17 protein-coding genes are annotated in these 21,281 nt (G+C 51.1%); 3 read left to right on the plus strand and 14 right to left on the minus strand.

The window, feature by feature from the left end; all coding sequences use genetic code 11:
• The first annotated feature begins 232 nt into the window (after positions 1–232).
• On the plus strand, positions 233–955 hold the full coding sequence (locus AB1I67_RS17565; RefSeq protein WP_367031284.1) for a LytTR family DNA-binding domain-containing protein: 723 nt from the start codon (positions 233–235) through the stop codon (positions 953–955).
• Here AB1I67_RS17565 and AB1I67_RS17570 read toward each other — a convergent pair.
• From AB1I67_RS17570 to AB1I67_RS17620, 11 genes are all read right to left on the minus strand, one after another.
• Entirely contained in the window at positions 950–2,290 is a 1,341-nt protein-coding gene (locus AB1I67_RS17570; RefSeq protein WP_367031285.1) for an MATE family efflux transporter, read from the minus strand. The genes AB1I67_RS17565 and AB1I67_RS17570 overlap by 6 nt on opposite strands.
• Positions 2,291–2,414: 124 nt before the next feature.
• The gene (locus AB1I67_RS17575; RefSeq protein WP_367031286.1) at positions 2,415–3,023 is read right to left on the minus strand and encodes a SprT family zinc-dependent metalloprotease; all 609 of its coding nucleotides are present in this window, start codon (positions 3,021–3,023) and stop codon (positions 2,415–2,417) included.
• A 37-nt stretch (positions 3,024–3,060) separates the two neighbouring features.
• Complete coding sequence (locus tag AB1I67_RS17580; protein ID WP_367031288.1) at positions 3,061–4,383, minus strand: amidohydrolase; 1,323 nt, start codon at positions 4,381–4,383, stop codon at positions 3,061–3,063.
• A gap of 3 nt (positions 4,384–4,386) precedes the next feature.
• Entirely contained in the window at positions 4,387–5,346 is a 960-nt protein-coding gene (locus tag AB1I67_RS17585) for an ABC transporter permease (protein WP_367031290.1), read from the minus strand.
• Positions 5,346–6,536, minus strand: coding sequence for an ABC transporter permease (locus AB1I67_RS17590; protein WP_367031292.1), 1,191 nt, complete (start codon positions 6,534–6,536; stop codon positions 5,346–5,348). The genes AB1I67_RS17585 and AB1I67_RS17590 overlap by 1 nt, the downstream gene beginning before the upstream one ends.
• Positions 6,526–8,064: an ABC transporter ATP-binding protein gene (locus AB1I67_RS17595; RefSeq protein ID WP_367031293.1), complete on the minus strand. Its 1,539-nt coding sequence runs from the start codon at positions 8,062–8,064 to the stop codon at positions 6,526–6,528. The genes AB1I67_RS17590 and AB1I67_RS17595 overlap by 11 nt, the downstream gene beginning before the upstream one ends.
• Positions 8,065–8,221: 157 nt before the next feature.
• The gene (locus tag AB1I67_RS17600; protein WP_367031295.1) at positions 8,222–9,430 is read right to left on the minus strand and encodes a BMP family ABC transporter substrate-binding protein; all 1,209 of its coding nucleotides are present in this window, start codon (positions 9,428–9,430) and stop codon (positions 8,222–8,224) included.
• Between the two features lie 155 nt (positions 9,431–9,585).
• A complete protein-coding gene (gene mtnA / locus AB1I67_RS17605; protein WP_367031296.1) occupies positions 9,586–10,680 on the minus strand; it encodes an S-methyl-5-thioribose-1-phosphate isomerase in 1,095 nt (364 codons plus the stop codon).
• Between the two features lie 82 nt (positions 10,681–10,762).
• Positions 10,763–11,719 (minus strand): alcohol dehydrogenase catalytic domain-containing protein, encoded by a 957-nt coding sequence (locus tag AB1I67_RS17610; RefSeq protein WP_367031297.1) that lies wholly within the window; start codon positions 11,717–11,719, stop codon positions 10,763–10,765.
• Positions 11,720–11,808: 89 nt separating this feature from the next.
• Positions 11,809–12,417, minus strand: coding sequence for a class II aldolase/adducin family protein (locus AB1I67_RS17615; RefSeq protein ID WP_367031299.1), 609 nt, complete (start codon positions 12,415–12,417; stop codon positions 11,809–11,811).
• A gap of 206 nt (positions 12,418–12,623) precedes the next feature.
• Positions 12,624–12,944, minus strand: a complete 321-nt coding sequence (locus tag AB1I67_RS17620) for a cyclic-di-AMP receptor (protein ID WP_367031301.1) — start codon at positions 12,942–12,944, stop codon at positions 12,624–12,626.
• Positions 12,945–13,172: 228 nt separating this feature from the next.
• Between AB1I67_RS17620 and AB1I67_RS17625 the strand changes: the two genes are divergently transcribed.
• A complete protein-coding gene (locus AB1I67_RS17625) occupies positions 13,173–13,952 on the plus strand; it encodes an SIMPL domain-containing protein (RefSeq protein WP_367031303.1) in 780 nt (259 codons plus the stop codon).
• Positions 13,953–14,077: 125 nt separating this feature from the next.
• On the opposite strand, the gene AB1I67_RS17630 is transcribed toward AB1I67_RS17625, so the two are convergent.
• From AB1I67_RS17630 to yfcC, 3 genes are all read right to left on the minus strand, one after another.
• Positions 14,078–14,845: a hypothetical protein gene (locus tag AB1I67_RS17630; protein WP_367031305.1), complete on the minus strand. Its 768-nt coding sequence runs from the start codon at positions 14,843–14,845 to the stop codon at positions 14,078–14,080.
• An 82-nt stretch (positions 14,846–14,927) separates the two neighbouring features.
• Positions 14,928–15,995: an HRDC domain-containing protein gene (locus AB1I67_RS17635; RefSeq protein ID WP_367031306.1), complete on the minus strand. Its 1,068-nt coding sequence runs from the start codon at positions 15,993–15,995 to the stop codon at positions 14,928–14,930.
• 174 nt (positions 15,996–16,169) lie between these two features.
• Positions 16,170–17,684 (minus strand): putative basic amino acid antiporter YfcC, encoded by a 1,515-nt coding sequence (gene yfcC, locus AB1I67_RS17640; RefSeq protein WP_367031308.1) that lies wholly within the window; start codon positions 17,682–17,684, stop codon positions 16,170–16,172.
• A gap of 253 nt (positions 17,685–17,937) precedes the next feature.
• On the opposite strand from yfcC, the gene carB reads away from it, so the two are divergent.
• Positions 17,938–21,165, plus strand: a complete 3,228-nt coding sequence (gene carB, locus AB1I67_RS17645) for a carbamoyl-phosphate synthase large subunit (protein WP_367031310.1) — start codon at positions 17,938–17,940, stop codon at positions 21,163–21,165.
• Positions 21,166–21,281: the final 116 nt, after the last annotated feature.

Genomic DNA, 21,281 nt, shown 5'->3' on the forward strand with positions numbered 1-21,281 from the left:
TATTTTTAGACAGTTTGTGTTTCTATTTTTATTTATTTGTAATTTTCTTTGTTTATTATATTTAATTTGACACTTTATTTCAAGATTTTCTTGTGATTGACCCACCAGACTAAGTGAATGACAATAAATTGTAATTATGGTAATAATACGGCCTATTTTCCTTTTCAGATATTTTAGAATTATGTAAACAAAACAAAAAACGGGCATTCAGCCCGCAAACGGAGGTACTTCTATGAAACCACAGCAGCTGCAGTTCATTTACCTTACCACGCTTCATTCTGTACAGAACTTCTACAAGAATGACCCTTCTCTCCTGATCCCCTTCCTGCATCCCGATATTACCTGGATCCGCAGCAAGGACAACCAACTCCTGACCGGAAGGACTTCTGTGACAGCATCCATGTCTGCCTTTCTGATGCCTCGTCCAGTCTGCCCGTCTTCTTTATGCTGCCGTATTCTGTACTGTGACCACGTATCCTGTACGCTTCTCTGCACCTGCAATGCCAATCCCAGTCAGATACACTGCGTCACCTTTCTCTGGAAACTGGAACATGACCAGCCTCAGCTCCTCCACATTCACGGCACCATATCCACAGAAACGGCAGCAGGCTCCGGCAGCCCAGAGCCAAACCTGGTATTTACCGGACAGCGAGCAGAGCGGTATTATCTTAAGCCCCGCGACATTCTCTATGTGGAAGCCGACAATATCAGTTCCCGCCTGATCTGTGAGAACCGGGTGCTGCATATTTGCCAGCCTCTGTCCTTAGTCCAGGAGATCCTGCCCGGCTATTTTCTCAAGATCCACCGCAGCTTTTTAGTCAACGTAAACTACATCACTGCCCTGCGCCGTTATACGGTTGAACTCCATGGCAGCATCACGCTCCCTGTTCCGGAGAAAAAATACAAATGGCTGCGGGAATATTTAGACCAGTACCAGGGACGTCCCGGCCTATGACACCTGCGGCATGATCTTTTTTATCTTGTAAAAATAATATGGCACGATCGGGATCAGCGCCGCCACCCATGCAGCCGGGTCGGAGGCGCAGGTTCCCACAAAGCCCCAGCCCGCGCGGGCCACAAAAGCCACCACCACAGAACGGGCGATCAGCTCAAACACTCCGCCCATCATGGGCATAAAGCCATACCCCAGCCCCTGGAGCGCATTCCGGTAGAGGAAGATGCTGCCCAAAAACGGATAACACCATGCCACCGTCGTAAAATAAAGCTTCGCCGCCGCGATCACCTCTGTCTGGGAGCTGTCCACAAAAATATAGGTAAGCGGCTCTCCAAAGAAATGGATGATCAAAAACATAAACGCGCTCCCGATCAGGATCATCACCTGGGTACTGCGCACTCCCTGACGGATCCGCTCCATCTGTCCCGCGCCGCGGTTCTGGCCCACATAGGTTGCTATGGTTGCGCCGAAGGCGATAAACACCGACGTCACCAGGCTCTGGATCTTTCCGGCAGCCGAGAAACCCGCGATATAGACCGCGCCGAACACATTGACAGCCCCCTGCACGATGATGGTTCCGATCGCTGTGATGGAAAACTGCAGGCCCATGGGTACACCCATGGCAAGAAGCTGTCCCATGGCCGCAAAATCCCGCCTGAAATCCTCCCTGCCAAGCTTCAGGATCTCAAATTTGCGGACAATATAAACCAGGCACAGAAGCGCCGAGATCCCCTGTGCGATGACCGTTGCATAGGCGCAGCCCTCCACTCCCATGCGAAACACTACGATAAACACCACATCCAGCACTACATTGACCAGGGCAGAAATGATCAAAAAATACAGAGGGGACTTGCTGTCCCCCAATGCCCGCAGCACCGCCGCGAAGGCATTGTAGGCGGCTGTCACCAAAAGGCCGGCATAGATGATCGCCATATAGGCAGCCGTGTCGCCAATAATATCATCCGGCACGTTCATCATCTTCAGAATTGGGTAGTTGAGCACCAGAAGCCCCGCCGTCATCACCACCACAAACGCCAGGCACAGGATCACAGACATGGCTACAAAATGCCGCATTTTCTTGTAATCCTTCGCTCCGAAGCTCTGTGCCACCATGATGGCAAATCCGCTGGTGATGCCGTTTAACCATCCGATCACCAGAAAGATCAGCGAGGTGGTGCTCCCGATCGCTGCCAGGGCATTGACACCGATATAGCGCCCGGCCACAATGGAATCCACCAGATTGTAAAACTGCTGAAAAATATTCCCAAGATAAGTGGGGATCATAAAGGCCAGAATGAGTCTGACCGGATTTCCCTTTGTCATGTCGTTTGTCATGGGAGTTTATTCCTTTCTTATATGGATTCCGTCAGCAGCCTGCCGCTGCTCACGCCCATCCATCTGCTTTTTTGCAAAACTCCCGACATTTTACCACAGGTGCAGACGGGACGCAACTGTTTTTTCAGCGCCCCATCAGCATATCCCCGTTTTGCTTCAGCCAGAGCCGGTGTTTGGCAAAGTCAGGCATCACCGTCTCCACCTGCTTCCAAAACCGCCCGGAATGGTTCATCTCTTTTAAATGGGCCAGTTCATGGACCACCACGTAGTCCAGCACCTCCGCCGGCGCCAGGATCAGACGCCAGTTAAAGTTTAAATTGCCCTTCACGCTGCAGCTTCCCCACCGGGTCTTCTGGTCCCGGATGGTGATCCTTTTATAAGTCACCTGCATCTGGCGGGCATACTCCTCTGCCCTCCGGGCAATCACTCTGCCAGCCAGCTCCCGGTATCTCTGATATTCTGCTTCAGAAAGCCGGGGCTGCTGCTCTTCCTTCTCCTGCCGGAGCGCGGCGCGCTCCCGAAGCTCCACCTGCTTTCTCATGATCCACTCCCGCTTTTCCGCCACAAACTCATCCAGAACCGCCCTGCTGCACCGCCTGGGCGCCCGGACCGCCACACTGCCGTCCGGGGAGATCTGGATCGCAATGGTTCTTCTGGCGGAGCGGACCAAAGTACAGGAGACACCGCCAAGCTGCGTCTCCTGCATGATCATTTTCTCTGTCTTTTTTGTCATTCTTCTGTTTTGTCCTTCTGTCATCCGCCTTCTGACATCATGCTTTTGCCGTCATCCGTCCTATGATCTCGTTGGCCTTTGCATAGACCGCCTCAGGATCCACGCCGATATCAAACCGCCCATCCTCATAGAGGATCTTTCCGTTTACCATGGTCAGCTTCACATTCTGCTTGCTTCCGCTGTAGACCAGGTTCTTTATGATATTGTTAAGCGGCTGCATATTGGGCTGGTGCAGGTCGATCATGATCAGATCTGCCAGCTTCCCCTCCGCCAGACAGTCGCAGTCAGTGAGTCCCATGGCCTTTGCTCCGCCGCCCACCGCCATCTCAAGCACCTGGTCCGCTGGGACCGCCGCCGCATTCTCCTCCCGCAGCTTCCCAAGGCCGGTCACCAGAAACATCTCCCGGAACATATCCAGACAGTTGTTGCTGGCCGGACCATCCGTGCCGACGGCAAGTCGGATTCCCCGCTTTAGCATCTCCGTCACCGGCGCAATGCCGCTGGCAAGCTTAGTGTTGGAGCCCGGGTTCGTCACCACCGTCAAGTCCCTTTTCCGGAATATCTCAAGATCCCCGTCGCTCATATAGACGCAGTGGTATCCTCCGCCCCCGTAAGCGAACATTCCAAGCGCATCCAGATACGCCGTCGGCGTCATGCCGTGGCGCTCCACGCACTGCTCCACCTCCGCCTTCGTCTCGGAATTGTGGGCGAATACGGGAGCTTTGTATTTCTCCGCCAACGCCGCAACCCCCTTCAGCCGTTCCTCCGAGGTGGTATACTCGGCGTGAAAGCCCAGGCAGTAGCTGATCAGATCGTGATACTGGTTGTACTTTTTATAGTTCTCCTCCATCTCCTCCAGGCTGGAGACAAAATCATTGAAGCTGCTGACCATCACCGTGCGGAACCCGCAGTCCACCGAAGCCTTTGCGATCATCTCCGGATGGAAATACATATCGAAATTCGCCGTGACGCCGCTGGTTAAATATTCCATGATGGCAAGCTTGGAGAGCCACAGGATATCCTCCGGCAGAAGCTTCGCCTCCATGGGAAATACCTGCTGGTTGAGCCAGTCCAGAAGGGGCAGGTCATCCGCGTAGGAGCGCAGAAACGTCATTGCAGAATGAGTGTGGGCGTTTTTAAAGCCCGGCATCAAAAGGTTGCCGCAGGCATCGATCTCCCGGTCCCAGACGGGCGTTTCAAGAGCGTTTAAAGAATCCCCGGCGCCGCAGACGCTTTTCTCCCTCCCCACATAAGTGATCCGGCTGCCTTCCACCCAGACCTCTCCCATGAAAATCTCCATGGGATCTTCTGCGCGTCCATCCATCGTAAGAATCCCTGCATTATAAAAACGAATATTCATCCCTTACCTCTTTCCTTTATCATAGATTTCGCCCAGCGCGCGGGGAGCACGGTTGTACTTGGAGAAGAAGATCAGCAACAGCAGTGTCACCACATAGGGCAGCGTCATCACCAGATCCGAATAACTGCTGGGCATCTGTAATTTCTGTACCAGGAAGTATCCCCCAGACCGGGCGAACCCAAACAGCAGGCAGGACCCCAAAGTCGGCAGGATCGTCCAGTTGCCGAAGATCAGGGCAGCGATCGCCAGATAGCCGTATCCCACATAAATGCTGGAAGAAAAGTTTGCCGAAATGGAATAGGCAAAGCTGATGCCCGCCAGTCCGGACAGCCCTCCGGATACCATGACTGCGATCAGGCGCACCCGGCCCACATCCACACCAGCCGCGTCCACCGCATGGGGATTGTCGCCGCATGCCCGCAGATTCATGCCGTAACGGGTCTTGTACATCACATACCATGCCACAACCGCCGCCACAAGGATGATCAGCTCAAAGGGATAGATATCTTTAAATACCGCTCCCAGTACCGGGATCTGTGACAGCCCCGGCACCGTCCATTTTGCCGACACTCCCAGCACGAACTTGTCGGAAGCCGCGCCGAACACACTGCGGTTTAAATATTTTGTCAGAAATGCCGTCAGCGCCATAGCCAGGATATTGATGACCACACCGCTGATGACCTGGTTTGCCTTGAACCGGATGCAGAGCAGCGCATGGAGCAGGGAATAGGTCATCCCTCCCAGCACCGCAAACAGCATCGCCATATAGTAGGGGATCTGGGAATCACTGGAAAACTTTCCTGCGATCAATACCGCCGCCAGCGCGCCCGTAAAGGCGCCCACGCCCTGAAGCCCCTCAAGAGCCAGGTTGGTCACGCCGCTCTTCTCACTGTAAATGCCTCCGATCGCCATGATAAAAAGCGGCAGGGAAAAGGCAAGCCCGTCAATGATAATCCGTTCCATCAGCCATTCCCCCTTTCTTTATCCTTCTCCGGCGCATTTGGCATTGCCGCGGCCTGCGCCGCTTCCTCCTCCAGATCGTCCTTCGCCGTCTTCACCTTATAGCGGATAAATGCTCCGCAGGCGGAAAACAGTAAGATCACGCCGGTGATGACCGATGCGATCTCCGACTCCAGGCCAGATGCAGAATTCATGTAAGTACTCCCCTTGCTGATCACCGTGATCAAAAAAGAGGAAAAGATGATCCCGATGGGATTGGAATTGGCGAGCAGCGACACTGCGATCGCATCAAAACCGGTGCTTGCCAGAACCCTCGGCTGGATCGAACCGAAATATCCCAGATAGTAAGTAACGCCTGCAAGCCCTGCCAGCGCGCCGGACACCACCATCGCCATGATCATATTCTTTCCCACGCGGATGCCTGCATACTTTGCCGCATTCCGGCTGGTTCCCACGCATTTTAACTCGTACCCGAAGGTGGTCTTATCCAGCAGGAACTTGATAAACACAGCGGTGATCACCGCCAGCACGATCCCCAGCGGAATATCCATTTTCAGATTCCCCACCGGCGTATCCATCAGGGTCAGCCTTGCCGCTTTGGAGACTGCATTGGACTGGCGTGACACCGGATTGACAAAATAGGTATTGATAAAAAAGCTGATCACATACTGGGCAATGTAGTTGATCATGATGGAGGAAACCACCTCATTGATGTTGAACTGGTGCTTCAGCCAGCCGATCAGACCGCCCACCATCGCGCCGGTCATGATACCGATGACCAGCACCAAAGGCTTCGCCGCAGGGGCAGCCAGGGAGCTGTAACCAACCACCAGCGTAGTGACAAAGCCCGCCGTCAGCATCTGTCCTGACACGCCGATATTAAAAAGTCCCGCCCTCAGCGCCACCGCCACGGATAGAGATGCAAACAGCATGGGCGTCCACGCATTCATAAAGCTGGTAAAATCAGTCAGCATGCTCTTGTATCCCGCATAGCTGGCTTTCGGCAGAAGGCCGGAGCCCTGCAGCAGGTTCTGGTAAGCCGTAAGCGGATTCTTCCCCAGGCACAGGATCACCACAGCTCCTGCCAGGAGGCTTAAGACAATCGCAAACACCGGGATGGAAACCGCCTGATAGCGCTCATTCCCCAGCAGGCGGACCATACCCCGTTTGATGGTATGTTTCTTATTTTGCATCCGACTTCACCCCCATCATAAATTCTCCCACCTCATTGGTGGTCAGCGATCTGGCATCCGCGATCTTCTGCATCCGTCCGTTATAAATGACGCCGATCGTATCGGCACAGTTCATGATCTCGTCCAGCTCTAAGGAGATCAGAAGGATCGCCCTGCCTGCATCCCGCTCGCTGATGATCTGTTTATGGATATTTTCGATGGCCCCGATGTCCAGGCCGCGGGTGGGCTGCACGAAGATCATCAGCGGAGATTTCAGTTCGATCTCCCTCCCGATGATCGCCTTCTGCTGGTTGCCGCCGCTCATAGAACGCACGACCGTCTTAATGCCCTGTCCGCTCCGGATATCATACCGGTCGATCAGCTCCTGGCCATACCGGTCAAACTCTGACTGATTCAGGATGCCTTTTCTGGAAAACGGTTCTTTAAAATAATTCTTGAGGGCCAGATTCTCCTCCAGCGTAAAATCCAGCACCAGTCCAAAGTTCTGCCGGTCCTCCGGGATATAGGAGATCCCTTCCAAGGTCCGTTTGCGGATACTGTAACCGGTGATATCTTTTCCGTTCAGGAAAACAGAACCCTCCGCCGCCTTCTCAAGCCCGGCGATCGCATCGGCGATCTCCACCTGTCCGTTGCCCGATACGCCCGCGATCGCAAAGATCTCCCCTCCACGGATGGAAAAGGACACGTCCTTCACCACCTCAAAGCCATCCTGGTTCTTTACGGTCAAATGCTTCACCTCAAGCACCGTCTCCCGGTACTGCGGCTCACTCTTTTCCACCTCGAAGCTGACCTCGCGCCCCACCATCAGATTGGCCATCTGCCTGGTGGAGGTGGACGCCACATCCAGCACATCCACCAGCTTTCCCCGGTTTAAGATAGCGCAGCGGTCTGCTACTTTCTTGATCTCTTCCAGCTTGTGGGTGATCAGGATGATGGTCTTGCCATTGTCCCGCAGGCCCCTTATGATACCGAGAAGGAACTCGATCTCCTGGGGAGTTAAGACCGCTGTCGGCTCATCAAAGATCAGGATCTCCGCCTCCCGGTACAGCATCTTGAGAATCTCCACACGCTGCTGGATCGACACGTTGATATCCTCGATCACGTCGGTGGGGTTGACCTCCAGGCCGTACTGTCTGGACAGCTCCGCGATCTTTTCATCCGCCTTTTTTATGTCCACGCAGGGCAGAAACCCAAACAGCTTATCCTGGCTCTTAAGCCCCAGAATGATGTTCTCTGTGATCGTATAATTCTGCACCAGCTTGAAATGCTGATGTACCATGCCGATATTCAGCTTCGTGGCATAGCTGGGGGAGGTGATCTGCTCCTTCTTTCCCCGGATATAGATCTCTCCCTCATCCGGTTCATACATTCCGAACAGCATACTCATCAGGGTGGATTTGCCCGCTCCGTTCTCGCCCAGAAGCGCAAAGATCTCCCCCTTTTTGATCTGCAGTGTCACATCGTCATTTGCCACTATGCCCGGAAACCGCTTCGTAATGTGTTTCATCTCAATGATGTATTCCGACATGCCCGTCCTCCTATAAACGGCACAAAGAGTTCCGCCCGCAAAACTCTCGTGCTGCCGCGCAGTTATTTCCTATGAATTAAAAACTCCGGCTCATAGAACATCTACAAGCCGGAATCATAATCGCTCATGCTGTCCTGATCCTGGTTGATCCTTTCACTTATTTCAGGCCCGGAAAATCATCCGGCTGGATGTCGTTGAAATTCGCCGCCGGAACGATCGTGCCGTCCTTCACCAGCGCGTAAGCTTCGTCCAGCTTCGCCACGGTATCCGCGGACATCTGGTGTCTGCCTTCCGCCTTTACGAAACCGGTGGAATCGGTGTCTGCGCCCAGCAGAACATTCTCGCCCTTGAAGGTGCCGTCCTTGATGGCGTTCAGCTGCTTCTCAACGTTCATGCCCATAATCTTTAAGCCGGAGGTCATGATGATGTTGTCAGAACCGTTAGCGCCGTCGTCGTACTGGTCTACGTCACAGCCGATCACCTTGACGCCGGCTGCCTCTTTTGCTGCGGTGAACACGCCGTTGCCGGAACCGCCGGCCGCTACGAAGATCACGTCACAGCCCTGGTCGATCAGCGCCTTGCCCACAACCTTGCCGGTTGCCTCGTCAGCAAAGCTGCCCACATAGTTGCCGCCTACATTGGCATTGGTCACGTCGGTGCCTGCGTAGGAAGCGATCTCCACGATCTCCACACCGGTATCGAATTTTGCGTTTGCATAGTTCACACCGGACTCAAAACCATACTGGTAGTTTACATTGGACGGGTAAGCGATACCGTTTACCACTGCAACCTTCTTGGACTGAGACTCCAAAGCTGCCGCCATACCTGCAAAGAAACCGCTCTCCTGCTCCTTGAAGGTCATAGCGTAAATATTGTCACAGGTCACTTCGCTGCCCTCTGCGTCTGCCGGATTGGAATCCACCAGGATGAACTTCACATCCGGGTTGTCCACCGCGATGCTGCCGATGCCTGCAAACTGGAAGCCACAGCATACGATCACGTCATAATCTGCCACGATGTCCGCCACTGCCTGGATCGCCGCCGCGGTATCGCCTGTCTCCTCGCGGACCGGGGTAACATCTGCTTCCGGGTTATTGGCGATAAATGCCAGGATACCGTTGTAGTTGTCCTGGTTAAAGGAACCGTCGTCCACTCCGGACGGGCTGCTGACAATGGCGATCTTCATCGCACTGGCTGCCGGCTCTCCGTCTGACGCGTCTGCAGACGGACCTGCCGCCTCCGCGGTTGTCGCCTCAGCAGCCGGCTCCGCGGCCTTCGTGGTCTCGGAAGCACTGCTTCCGCCGCATCCTGTCAGCAGTGCGCCGACCATAGCTGTGCTCAGTAATACACTCAGTATTTTTTTCATAATCTGTCCTCTCCTTTGTTTAGAAATAGCATCTTTTTTACATGCCACACTTATATTTTTACTACAAAATGACGGGAATTACAACCAATTCTTATTTTTTCCGTTCTATTTCCACACTCATTGCCCTATATGTTCATTTTTGCCGCTTTATAGCATTATGATTCCTCAAATATTTTTGCAAGGCTCTCTGTGTACGGCGCGCGGCAGATCCCCTTTTCCGTGATGATCCCGCTGATCAGAGTGTGGTCCGTCACGTCAAAAGCAGGATTGTAGCATTTCACCTCCGGAAGAGCCATGGGCTGCTCATAAAACTTTTTCCGGATCTCATCGGGATCACGCAGCTCAATGGTGATGTCCTCCCCTGTCCTGCAGCTTAAATCGATGGTAGAGCTTGGCCCCAGCACGTAGAACGGGATCCCGTAATGCTTTGCCAGGATGGCTACGCCGCTGGTGCCGATCTTGTTGGCCGCATCGCCGTTGGCAGCCACCCGGTCGCAGCCCACAAAGCAGGCCTGTACCCAGCCGTTTTTCATCACCAGGCTCGCCATGTTGTCACAGATCAGGGTCACGTCGATCCCCGCTTTGCAAAGCTCATAGGAGGTCAGCCTGGCTCCCTGTAAAAGCGGCCTGGTCTCATCCGCAAACACTTTAAATTCCATGCCCCGCTCTTTTCCCAGGAACAAAGGCCCCAGCGCCGTCCCATAGTGAGAGGTCGCCAGCGGACCGGCATTGCAGTGAGTCAGGATCCCGTCCCCGTCTTTGATCAGAGAGAGGCCATATTCCGATATCGCACGGCACATCCGGCGGTCTTCCTCCTGGATCTCAATGCATTCCTTTTCCAACAGGTTTAAGATTGCTTTTACCGGCAGATCCCGATGCCCGGTCACCACCTTCTCCATCCGGTTCAGCGCCCAGCTCAAGTTGACTGCTGTCGGACGGGAAGAATTCAGGTACTCTTTATATTCTGCAAATCTGTTGTAAAATGTATCGTAGTCCTCCGCTCCGATCGTGCGGGCCAGAACATAGATGCCAAAGCCTGCACAGATCCCGATCGCCGGAGCCCCCCGTACCTTCAGTTCAAAAATCGCGTCATACAGATCCTTAGGGGTCTGCAGGGTCAGATACTCAGTAATATTGGGCAGCTTAGTCTGGTCGATGATGATGACGGATGATCTGTCGTCACTGAGCTTTACATTGTCGATCATCGTCACCTGTTCGATCTGTCTGAGATTGTTCTGTTCGTTGTTCATAGAGTGATGCTCCTCCTGTTATGTAATATCCTGTAAATATCTGGAAAAGTTTTTCTTCAGCTTTTTAACTGATTTTGTCCGATCAATCCCCGCCGATATCAAATCCGGCTTTGAAGGCCCGTGATGCAAAGGCGGCCTCAAAATCTTTCAGGTCATAAAATTCTACATCCGGCAGCTTTACCAATCCGTTTTTGAGCAGCCGTAAAGCCGGTTCAAAGGGGCCGCAGCGGCTCCCCACGATCGTGATCTCATTGACCACAAAATAACTCATATCCACAGAGACCTTTCCGGCATAGGTGCTTTTCAAGACAATGGTCCCCTGCTTGCGCACGAGCTTTGACGCCAGCTCCAGCCCGGACGGGGAACCGGTAGCCTCAACCACGATCTCATAGGTATCGGGAAAATCCTTCCCGCTCACAACAGCCGTCCTTCCAAGACCCGCAAATTGTTCCAGCTTTTCTTCATGCTTTCCATACACGGTTAAATCCACTCCATATAAATACAGCACACTGGCGGTCTGATAGGCCAGCCGCCCATCTCCGATGACCGCCACGCTGGTCCCAGGGTCGATGTGCACCTGCTTCGGGATCTGGATTGCAGCCGCCAGCGGCTCTGTCAGAAGCGCGGTCCGGGGTGACAAACCCTCCGGCACTTCATGGAGCAGATGAGTTTCCAGCGTCATATATTCACCGAAGCATCCGTCCTTTCCCTCCATGCCAATGACCTTCCGTTCTATACAGTGTTTCTCCCGTCCGGTCCGGCAGTAGATACAGTGTCCGCAGCCTGCGTTCAGCTCCCCCACCACATATTTCCCGATCCACTCCGGTTCACTTGACTTTTCTACAACACCCACAAATTCATGCCCCATAACGCCCTTGAAATCAGGCCTGTAGCCTTTTAAGATCTCACGGTCCGTATTGCAGACCCCTGCGCAGAGAATGCGTATCAGGCTCTGAGTATCTGTCGGTTCCGGCATGGGCAGGTCCGCTCTGTAGACGGCCCGCTCTCCGTCAAAATATATTCCGCGCATCGGCTTCATCCATCCTCTCTGTCTATGTCTATTTGTCTATGTCTACCATCTATTGACTGCTCGTTTATCTCCTGGTTCTATCTTTCTATCCTGCTTCGCTATTCTTCATAGCCGGAGATTCTCACCGGACGTCCTGTACAAAGTGCCATGTGATAGATCTTGGCGGTATCCTCCACATAAACACTGTTGATATACGCCTCCTCTATGGTGGCTCCCACAGCTACCACACCGTGATTCGCCATCAGACAGGCGTTTTTACGGGCCAGGATCGGAACCGCATTTAAGCCCACCTGCGCGCTGCCCTGTTCTGCATAATCGCTGACCTCCAGGCTGCCCTTGAGAAACGGGATCATCTCGATCAGGATCACCGGGATCTCCTGGTGGTTCACCGCGAAACTGGTCGCGTAGGGGGAATGGGTATGCACGACGGCCTTCACATGCGGAAGGTGCCTGTAGATCTCTGCATGCATCTTCCACTCTGAAGACGGCTTGTGACATCCTTCAATCACGGTTCCATCCAGGCCGATCACCACGATATCCTGTTCCTCCATGATGCGGTAGTCATAGGAACTGGGCGTGATGACGATCCGTTTCTGTTCCGGTTCATAGACGCTCATGTTCCCACTGGTACCCGCCATCAGTTTTTCTTCATACGCCTGTTTCGCGGTATAGAGTACTTTTTGTTTCAACTGGGTCAACTCGTTCATGTTCTATCCCCTTTTCTTTGGTTTGGCTGCACAAAAAGGGCGGTGCAGATTATTTGTGCAGGCACAATAAAAATCTGCCTCCGCCCTTTTGCACTGCTCACTGCTCTCATGGATTCCTATTATATCATATCCATAAAAGATTTGCAGTTGATTCTTTTACCGGAAGGCTGCTGTTTTTGTTATCGGTTTCTGTTATGTATCCGTTATTAATATTTCAATACGCGGTCCACATCCGAAATAAATATGGTGGCGCCGCCTATTTTAACATTCCTGACCACATCTGTCATGATCTTCCCATTATATTCCCACACCTGGCGTTCTTCGTAACGCTCTGTGCAGCTCTGCCTGATATATTCCAGGATCTCTTCTTCCCGCTCCTTCTCAATACAGATCATCAGCGTGACATTCCTCTTATTCAGATATAATCCTTCTGTGACAAATTTGGTCGCCAGTATTTTATTCTTCACAAGGATTCTGGCCAGACTCTCATAATCCTGCTCCTGCACAACAATGATCATCAACTCCATAATAAACCCCTTTCCCCACAGTCCGGAACCCACAAATCCAGACTGGAAAACATAATAAATAAGACTTCATTATAAAATGTTTTTAGCAGAAGAACAAGTTAAGATTTATTAACAGTGTCCTGGTTTTTGTAATAAATCGGACCCTGAATATTAAGAGAAAAGAAATACCAATTTCTGTATTTTCTGATAATATGATATCAAAGCAAGAAGAAGAAAGGGAGAATAATTATGAAGCAAAATATGAAAAAAACCATTTATACCGCCGGGCTTACCGCAGCTGTGGCATTATCTGCATTAAGTTTAAGTGGATGCAATGGGGCAACCCAGATCCCAGGCACGATAAAAGTTGAAAACGTCAACAGCGAGGATCATGTGATCACCGTAGCCGGACGTGAGGAAGTAAAGGTAGTGCCGGATATGGCACAGATCATCTATTCTGTATACACGCGGGAAGACACTGCTGCCGCCTGTCAGGAGAAGAATGGAAAGGACTTAGATTCTGCCATTGAAACCTTGAAGGGACTCGGTGTCGAGGAGACTTCCATCCAGACCTCCTCCTACGGCTTAAGCCCGATCCGCAACTGGAATTCCGGCAACCAGGAGATCACCGGTTATGAGATGACCACCACGATCACGGTCTCCGATATCCCGATCGATAATGCAGGCGCCATTATGTCCCAATCCGTAGCCGCCGGAGTCAACAGCATCGATTCCGTCAGCTATTTCTCCAGCAACTATGACGCCAGCTATCAGGAAGCTTTAAAAGCAGCCATGGCAGTGGCCCAGGCAAAAGCTGAGGCGATCGCGGAAGCCAGCGGGATGTCCATCGACGGAGTTGTCCGCGTCGTGGAGAGCGGATATAACCCCGACATACGCTACTCCTCCTACCGGAGCGCAGGTTCTGCCAATAAAGCAGTAGAGACTGCTGCCGCCGCCGACATGGCAGTTATGCCGGGACAGGTCAGCGTGGAGGCATCCGTCAGCGTGGAGTATAAGCTGGTTAAATAATCATAGGAATAACATGCAACAGGGGATCTGCCTGGGGACTGACAGGTGATCCCCTGTTAGTTTTTATAACCAAACAATCAACACCTCTTCGATCACACTATAATTTATAAGCAATCCCACAGCTATTACTTTAAATTCTTTTTATGTTGTTTCAACCATGATACAATTTTTCCAATTATAATTTTTACTATATCGTCCTCCTTTACTCGATCCCTTTCACCAGAATATTGAATTTTCACGACTTGGCTATACGGAATCACCATATAGAAATCACTACAATCTATTTTAATTATATTCTTCAAGTTATAAAAATGCATTGTTCTGCTCTCAGTATAAATACTTTCCCCATTTATTAATTTTATGTCAGCATACTTATGTATATATTCTATAACAAATTTTTGAAAATGAGACATACCTGCTATCTCGGCAAAAACCAATAATATCCCGGAAATGGAAAGCAAAACTATATTGTTATATACTACATGTAAATATATTAATGTTGCCGCAACAAACGGCAACAAAAGTAAACATATTGTTATGTTATCTCTTTCTCTAAAATATAATTTAATTATTAAAAACAAAACAATTATGTAAACAACAGTAATTATTGTGAACAAAATAATAGTTTTATATGTAATAATTACTCTTATGTCTGCACACATTATATAAATACTGTACGCCCATATTGAAAAAACAAAATAGTTAAAAACGAGATATAAAACATACACTAAATCTTTATAACTATGCTTTTTTTCTGCCATAAGACCTGATGATTTTAACCATCTAAATAGGGTATTAACTGCTGGATACATAAATGTAACTACACTACCAGATATAATATCTTTCACATCAATATTGTTTATAAAAATTTCAATAAACTTATTAATAATCATTTTATCCTCCAATAGCTAATACAGCGCTCTTAACAGAATAGATCTTTTGTATTTGTCAGCACTTTATCGCATTTCGCTTTCTTTATCTTTCCCTGCACTCTGCAATGATTTTTAAAATATCATCCCCATACTTCTCAGCCTTTACCGGCCCAAATCCAGACACCTTTTGCAGTGCCTGCTTATCCACCGGCATCTTCATGATCAGATCTTTCAGCTGACTGTCATTATAAATATAATAAGGTTTTATTTTCTCTTCTCTGCTCTTGCGAAGCCTGTAAGCTTTTAGTTCCTGATAAAGTCTTGTTCCCTCAATCGTTTTCTCCTCCATCATGGAAGTCTCTTCGGCACTGCCTGCAGGCGGCTCTAAAACTGGACCATCCATCTCTGCCGCAGTGTTCTGGATCACATACGGTTCATACTTTTTCGTATAGTCTTTCTCCACTGCTTTATGCAGTTTCAGATAGGACTCTGCCCATGTTTTCATGTCTGCATCGGAATTTTCTACTTCCTTTGACAGCTTGTACTGCTCTTTTATAAAGGACACCAACTGGTCAGCACGAATCACCTTTTGCTTTATATCCTTTTTTGCGTATTTGGCATTGAGGACTGTTTTGGAATTTGACAACACAACAACCGTTCTGTAAAAATCATCAAAATATCTGGATGTCATAAATTTTGAAAATAGATTCGTTCTTGTCTCTGTTTTCATTTTTTTCATTAACTCCAAATGCCGTTCATTCTGCGTGATCGGAGAATATATCCCTTCTTTTTTCTTTCTTCCGTTAAACTCCATCGTGCGGATAAAATCACCATTATTATTGATTTCGATATTTCCATACAAATTTTTACACTCAATTACAAAACAGAGCTTTTTGGTAAACACAAGATAATCAATCTGCGCACTCAGTTCACCATCCTCTAAATAGATATCATGAAGGATATACATTGGCATATGGCTGTTCTTTAACTCAAAAGCAATTTGATTCTCTCCCTGGATTCCATATTCCAGATATCTGATATCCTGACGCAGTTTCTCCCTGCCCTCCTGCGTCAGCTTAGATTCCAATGCTCTTAACACTTCCAGTTGTCTCTGCGCATCACTGCTCTCTTTTAAAAAAACCGGTTCTTTCATTTTATCAAACAATCCCATATCTGCTGCTCCTATCATTGGACTTTTTTTAATTTTACCAAAGATCCCCTATAAAATCACTTCTTTCGGCATTATTTTCCTTATAATGTCAAAAGAGGACATCTCCAAAGCTGAAAACAGCTCAAGAGACATCCTCTTTCCTATGTTTATCTGTCAAACAGGACCTTCACGGATTTATGACAATCCGATCGCCACGCCCAGCACGACTGCCATCGAAGCAAACACAAACAGCACTGCCTGGAACTTGATCTGGAACTTTGCCCACTGGCCCCACTCCAGCTTTGCAGCAGCCAGCGCACCCAGAAGGCATCCGCTGGTCGGCACGATGAAGTTGGTAAACGCGTCGCCCAGCTGGTAAGCCAGCACCGCCACCTGACGCTGCACGCCTACCAGGTCTGCAAGGGGCGCCATGATCGGCATGGTGAGCGCTGCCTGTCCAGAACCGGATACTACGAAGAAATTGAATATGGACTGGAATACATACATGCACCACGCGGAAATGACCGGTGGGAAGTTCTTCATACCGTTGCTGATATTATACAGGATCGTATTCAGTACCGTACCATCCGTGGCGCTGGTACCGCCCAGGATGATGATGATCCCCTGCGCCATACCGACACACATGGCTGCGCCCAACAGATCCGCGGCTCCGCGGTCAAAGGAGCGTGGAATGTCATTCAGCTTCATATCGTTTAAGTGGAACACAACGCCGATGATACCGGACACCAGACCCATCACAAAGAACTGGGATGCGATCTCCGGGATATAGTACCCTTCCGATATAACGCCCCAGATCGTCCATGCCATGCAGCCTGCAATGGTCAGGAGCACCAGCTTGTGGCCCAGGGTAAACGGCGGCATCTCATTGCCTTTCTTAGCAAACTCCTCGCGGTACTCTGTATCAGACTCATATGCTACCGAACTCTGCGGGTTTTTCTTCACCTTGACGGCATAACGCATGGTAAATACACAGGCCAAAGCCGTGAAGAAGATCCAAAGTGGGATACGGAACCATGCGCCGGACATGACCGGGATCCCTGCAACACCCTGAGCCACCGCCAGCCCAAAGGGATTCTGCCAGGAAGAACCGAATCCGATCTGCGTCGCCACGTAGGTGCACATGATCCCGACTACCGCGTCATAACCCATGGCAATGAACATGGGAACCAGGATCATCACGAACGGGATGGCCTCCTCTCCCATGCCAAACACGGCTCCGCCCAGGGAAAACAGTGTGATCAGGATCGGGATCAGCAGGATCTCCCTGCCGTTCGTCATGGCGATGACCCGCATGATCCCACTCTCCACCGCCCCGGTCCTCAGCACGATACCGAAAGCGCCGCCCACTACCAGGATAAATGCAATAATACCGACTGCGGTACCATTTTTATCCCCCACAGTCATGCCCTCAAATACATAGTTTAAGATACCCTGTCCGCCGAAATCCTCTGTTCCGAACAGCGGGGCAACCTTTGTAATCCTGTTCCCGTTCTCGTCCAGGACGTACTCAAAGCTGTCCGGGTCCAGAACGGTTCTGGTCTTTTCCGCACCATTTATGGTGTATGTGATTTCCTTTGTCTCAAACCTCCCCAGCGGAATGAACATGGTCAGCACCGCCGCAAACAGGATCACACCAAATATGATAATATACGTGTGCGGCATCTGAAACCCCTTTTTCTTTTTTTCCATTGTCACTGTCTCTCCTTGCGTATTATTCTCATATTACTAATAATGTTTAATTATGCCATGGTCACTAAATTCAGCCTTCGCCTCCGGCTCGCCTTCATTAAGTGTCCAGGCATGCATTCTCACTAAGCTCGGCCCTGCCTCGCTAAGTGTTCATAGTATACCATATTATGCATAAAAAGTCATTCTCAAATATCCTTGCGGTTTTTCAATTTTCTATTATAATAAGTATAAGAAAACAAGGAGGATGTAATTTATGCCACAGAGAACTGATATTCACAAAGTACTTATTATCGGATCCGGCCCGATCATTATCGGACAGGCATGCGAGTTTGACTATTCCGGGACTCAGGCGTGTAAAGCGCTTAGGAATCTGGGCTACGAGATCGTGTTGGTCAATTCCAACCCCGCTACCATTATGACCGATCCGGAGACAGCAGATGTCACTTACATTGAACCACTGAACGTGGAACGGCTGGAACAGATCATCGCCAAGGAGAGACCGGATGCCCTGCTGCCCAACCTGGGCGGTCAGTCCGGCTTAAACCTTTGCTCGGAACTCAGTAAGGCCGGTATCCTGGACAAATATAACGTCAAGGTTATCGGTGTCCAGGTTGACGCCATCGAACGGGGCGAGGACCGCATCGAGTTTAAAAAGGCCATGAACGAGCTTGGGATCGAGATGGCGCGCAGTGAGGTTGCCTACAGCGTGGAGGAAGCCTTAAAGATTGCCGACGAGCTCGGCTACCCGGTTGTGCTTCGCCCGGCCTACACCATGGGCGGCGCAGGCGGCGGTCTGGTCTACAACCGCGAAGAATTAAAGACCGTCTGCTCCAGAGGCCTGCAGGCCAGCCTGGTTGGACAGGTGCTGGTGGAGGAATCCATCCTGGGATGGGAAGAGCTGGAGCTGGAAGTAGTCCGCGACGCAGAGGGCAACATGATCACCGTATGCTTTATCGAAAATATCGACCCGCTGGGCGTACATACCGGAGATTCCTTCTGTTCCGCACCGATGCTGACCATTTCTGAGGAATGTCAGAAGCGTCTCCAGGAACAGGCTTACAAGATCGTGGAGTCCGTACAGGTCATCGGCGGTACCAATGTGCAGTTTGCACATGATCCGGTTTCCGACAGGATCATCGTGATCGAGATCAACCCGCGTACTTCCCGGTCTTCCGCGCTTGCATCCAAGGCCACCGGCTTCCCCATCGCACTGGTATCTGCCATGCTGGCAACCGGACTGACCTTAAAGGATATCCCCTGCGGCAAATACGGCACCCTGGACAAATACGTGCCGGACGGCGACTACGTTGTGATCAAGTTCGCGCGCTGGGCATTTGAGAAGTTTAAAGGCGTGGAGGACAAGCTCGGCACGCAGATGCGCGCAGTCGGTGAAGTCATGAGTATTGGTAAGACCTACAAGGAGGCATTCCAGAAGGCGATCCGCAGCCTGGAGACCGGACGTTACGGTCTGGGCCATGCCCGGGATTTTGACAGCCGCTCCAAAGAGCAGCTCTTAAAGATGCTGTCTGCTCCGTCCAGCGAGCGTCATTTCATTATGTACGAGGCGCTGCGCAAAGGCGCTACCGTTGAGGAGATCCACGAGATCACCAGAGTAAAGGCCTGGTTCATCGAGCAGATGAAGGAGCTGGTTGACGAGGAAGAAGCGCTGGCCTCCTGCCGCGGCAGCCTGCCCTCTGATGAGATGCTGGCAAGCGCAAAAAAGAACGGCTTCTCCGACAAATATTTGAGCCAGATCCTCGGCATTGATGAGAGCGCTGTCCGCGGCCGCCGGATCGAGCTGGGTGTGGAGGAAGCCTGGGAGGGCGTGCACGTAAGCGGCACCGAAAACAGCGCTTATTATTACTCCACCTACAACGCTGCCGACAAAAATCCGATCGGGACAGACAGACCCAAGGTCATGATCCTGGGCGGCGGTCCGAACCGGATCGGCCAGGGCATCGAGTTTGACTACTGCTGCGTCCATGCTTCTCTTGCACTGAAAAAGCTGGGCTTTGAGACGATCATCGTCAACTGCAATCCGGAGACGGTTTCCACGGACTACGATACCTCCGACAAGCTGTATTTTGAACCTCTGACCCTGGAGGATGTTTTAAGCATTTATAAGAAAGAGAAGCCGGTAGGCGTGATCGCACAGTTCGGCGGACAGACCCCGTTAAACCTGGCTGCCGACTTAGAGAAAAACGGCGTCCGGATCCTTGGCACAGCTCCTTCCGTCATCGACCTGGCGGAGGACCGCGACCTGTTCCGCGCCATGATGGAGAAGTTAGAGATCCCCATGCCGGAATCTGGTATGGCTACCACCGTAGACGAAGCCCTGGCGATCGCCGGAAAGATCGGTTATCCGGTCATGGTACGTCCTTCTTACGTGCTGGGCGGACGCGGCATGGAGGTGGTCTATGACGATGAGAGCATGGTCAGCTACATGAATGCGGCTGTCGGTGTCACTCCGGACCGCCCCATCCTGATCGACCGGTTCTTAAACCACGCCATGGAGTGTGAGGCTGACGCTATCAGCGACGGGGAGCACGCTTTTGTTCCTGCAGTTATGGAGCACATCGAGCTTGCCGGCGTTCACTCCGGCGACTCCGCATGCATCATCCCGTCCGTCCACATTTCTGAGGAAAATGTGGCGACCATCAAGGAATACACCCGCAAGATCGCGGAGGAGATGCATGTCAAGGGACTGATGAACATGCAGTACGCCATCGAGAACGGCAAGGTCTACGTGCTGGAAGCCAATCCGCGCGCATCCCGCACGGTTCCGCTGGTATCCAAGGTCTGCAACATCCGGATGGTACCGTTAGCTACCGATATCATCACTTCAGAGCTGACCGGACGTCCCTCCCCGGTTCCCACCTTAAAGGAGCAGGACATTCCATATTTTGGAGTGAAGGAGGCCGTATTCCCGTTCAATATGTTCCAGGAGGTAGACCCGATCCTTGGGCCGGAAATGCGTTCTACCGGCGAGGTGCTGGGACTTTCCCGCTCCTACGGCGAAGCATTTTACCGCGCGCAGGAGGCTACCCAGACCAAGCTTCCTCTGGAAGGCACTGTGCTGATCTCCGTGAACCGCAAGGATAAGGCTGAGGTCGTTGAAGTTGCCAGAAGCTTCCATGAGGACGGCTTCAAGATCGTGGCCACCGGCAACACCTACGAGCTGATCTCCCAGGCCGGCATCCCTGCAGAGCGTGTGAAAAAGCTCTATGAAGGACGCCCCAATGTCCTGGATATGATCACCAACGGGCAGATCCAGCTGATCGTCAACTCTCCGATCGGCAAAGACAGCTTCCACGATGACAGCTACTTAAGAAAAGCCGCCATCAAAGGGAAGATCCCCTACATGACCACCATTGCCGCGGCAAACGCCACCGCTAAGGGCATCCGCTACATCAAGGAGCACGGTCAGGGCGACGTCCACTCCCTGCAGGCCCTGCACAGCGAGATCCGGGATAAGGATTGACCGCTCAGGCTTCTGATCCGCAATAAAAGTCAACAGAAATAAATCAAAAAACGAATTGTTAACCATTGTTATCAAAGTGGTTGACAATTCGTTTTGCTTATGGTATACCTTTTTTA

This window comes from Clostridium sp. AN503 (assembly GCF_040719375.1).
GTDB lineage: Bacteria > Bacillota > Clostridia > Lachnospirales > Lachnospiraceae > Brotaphodocola.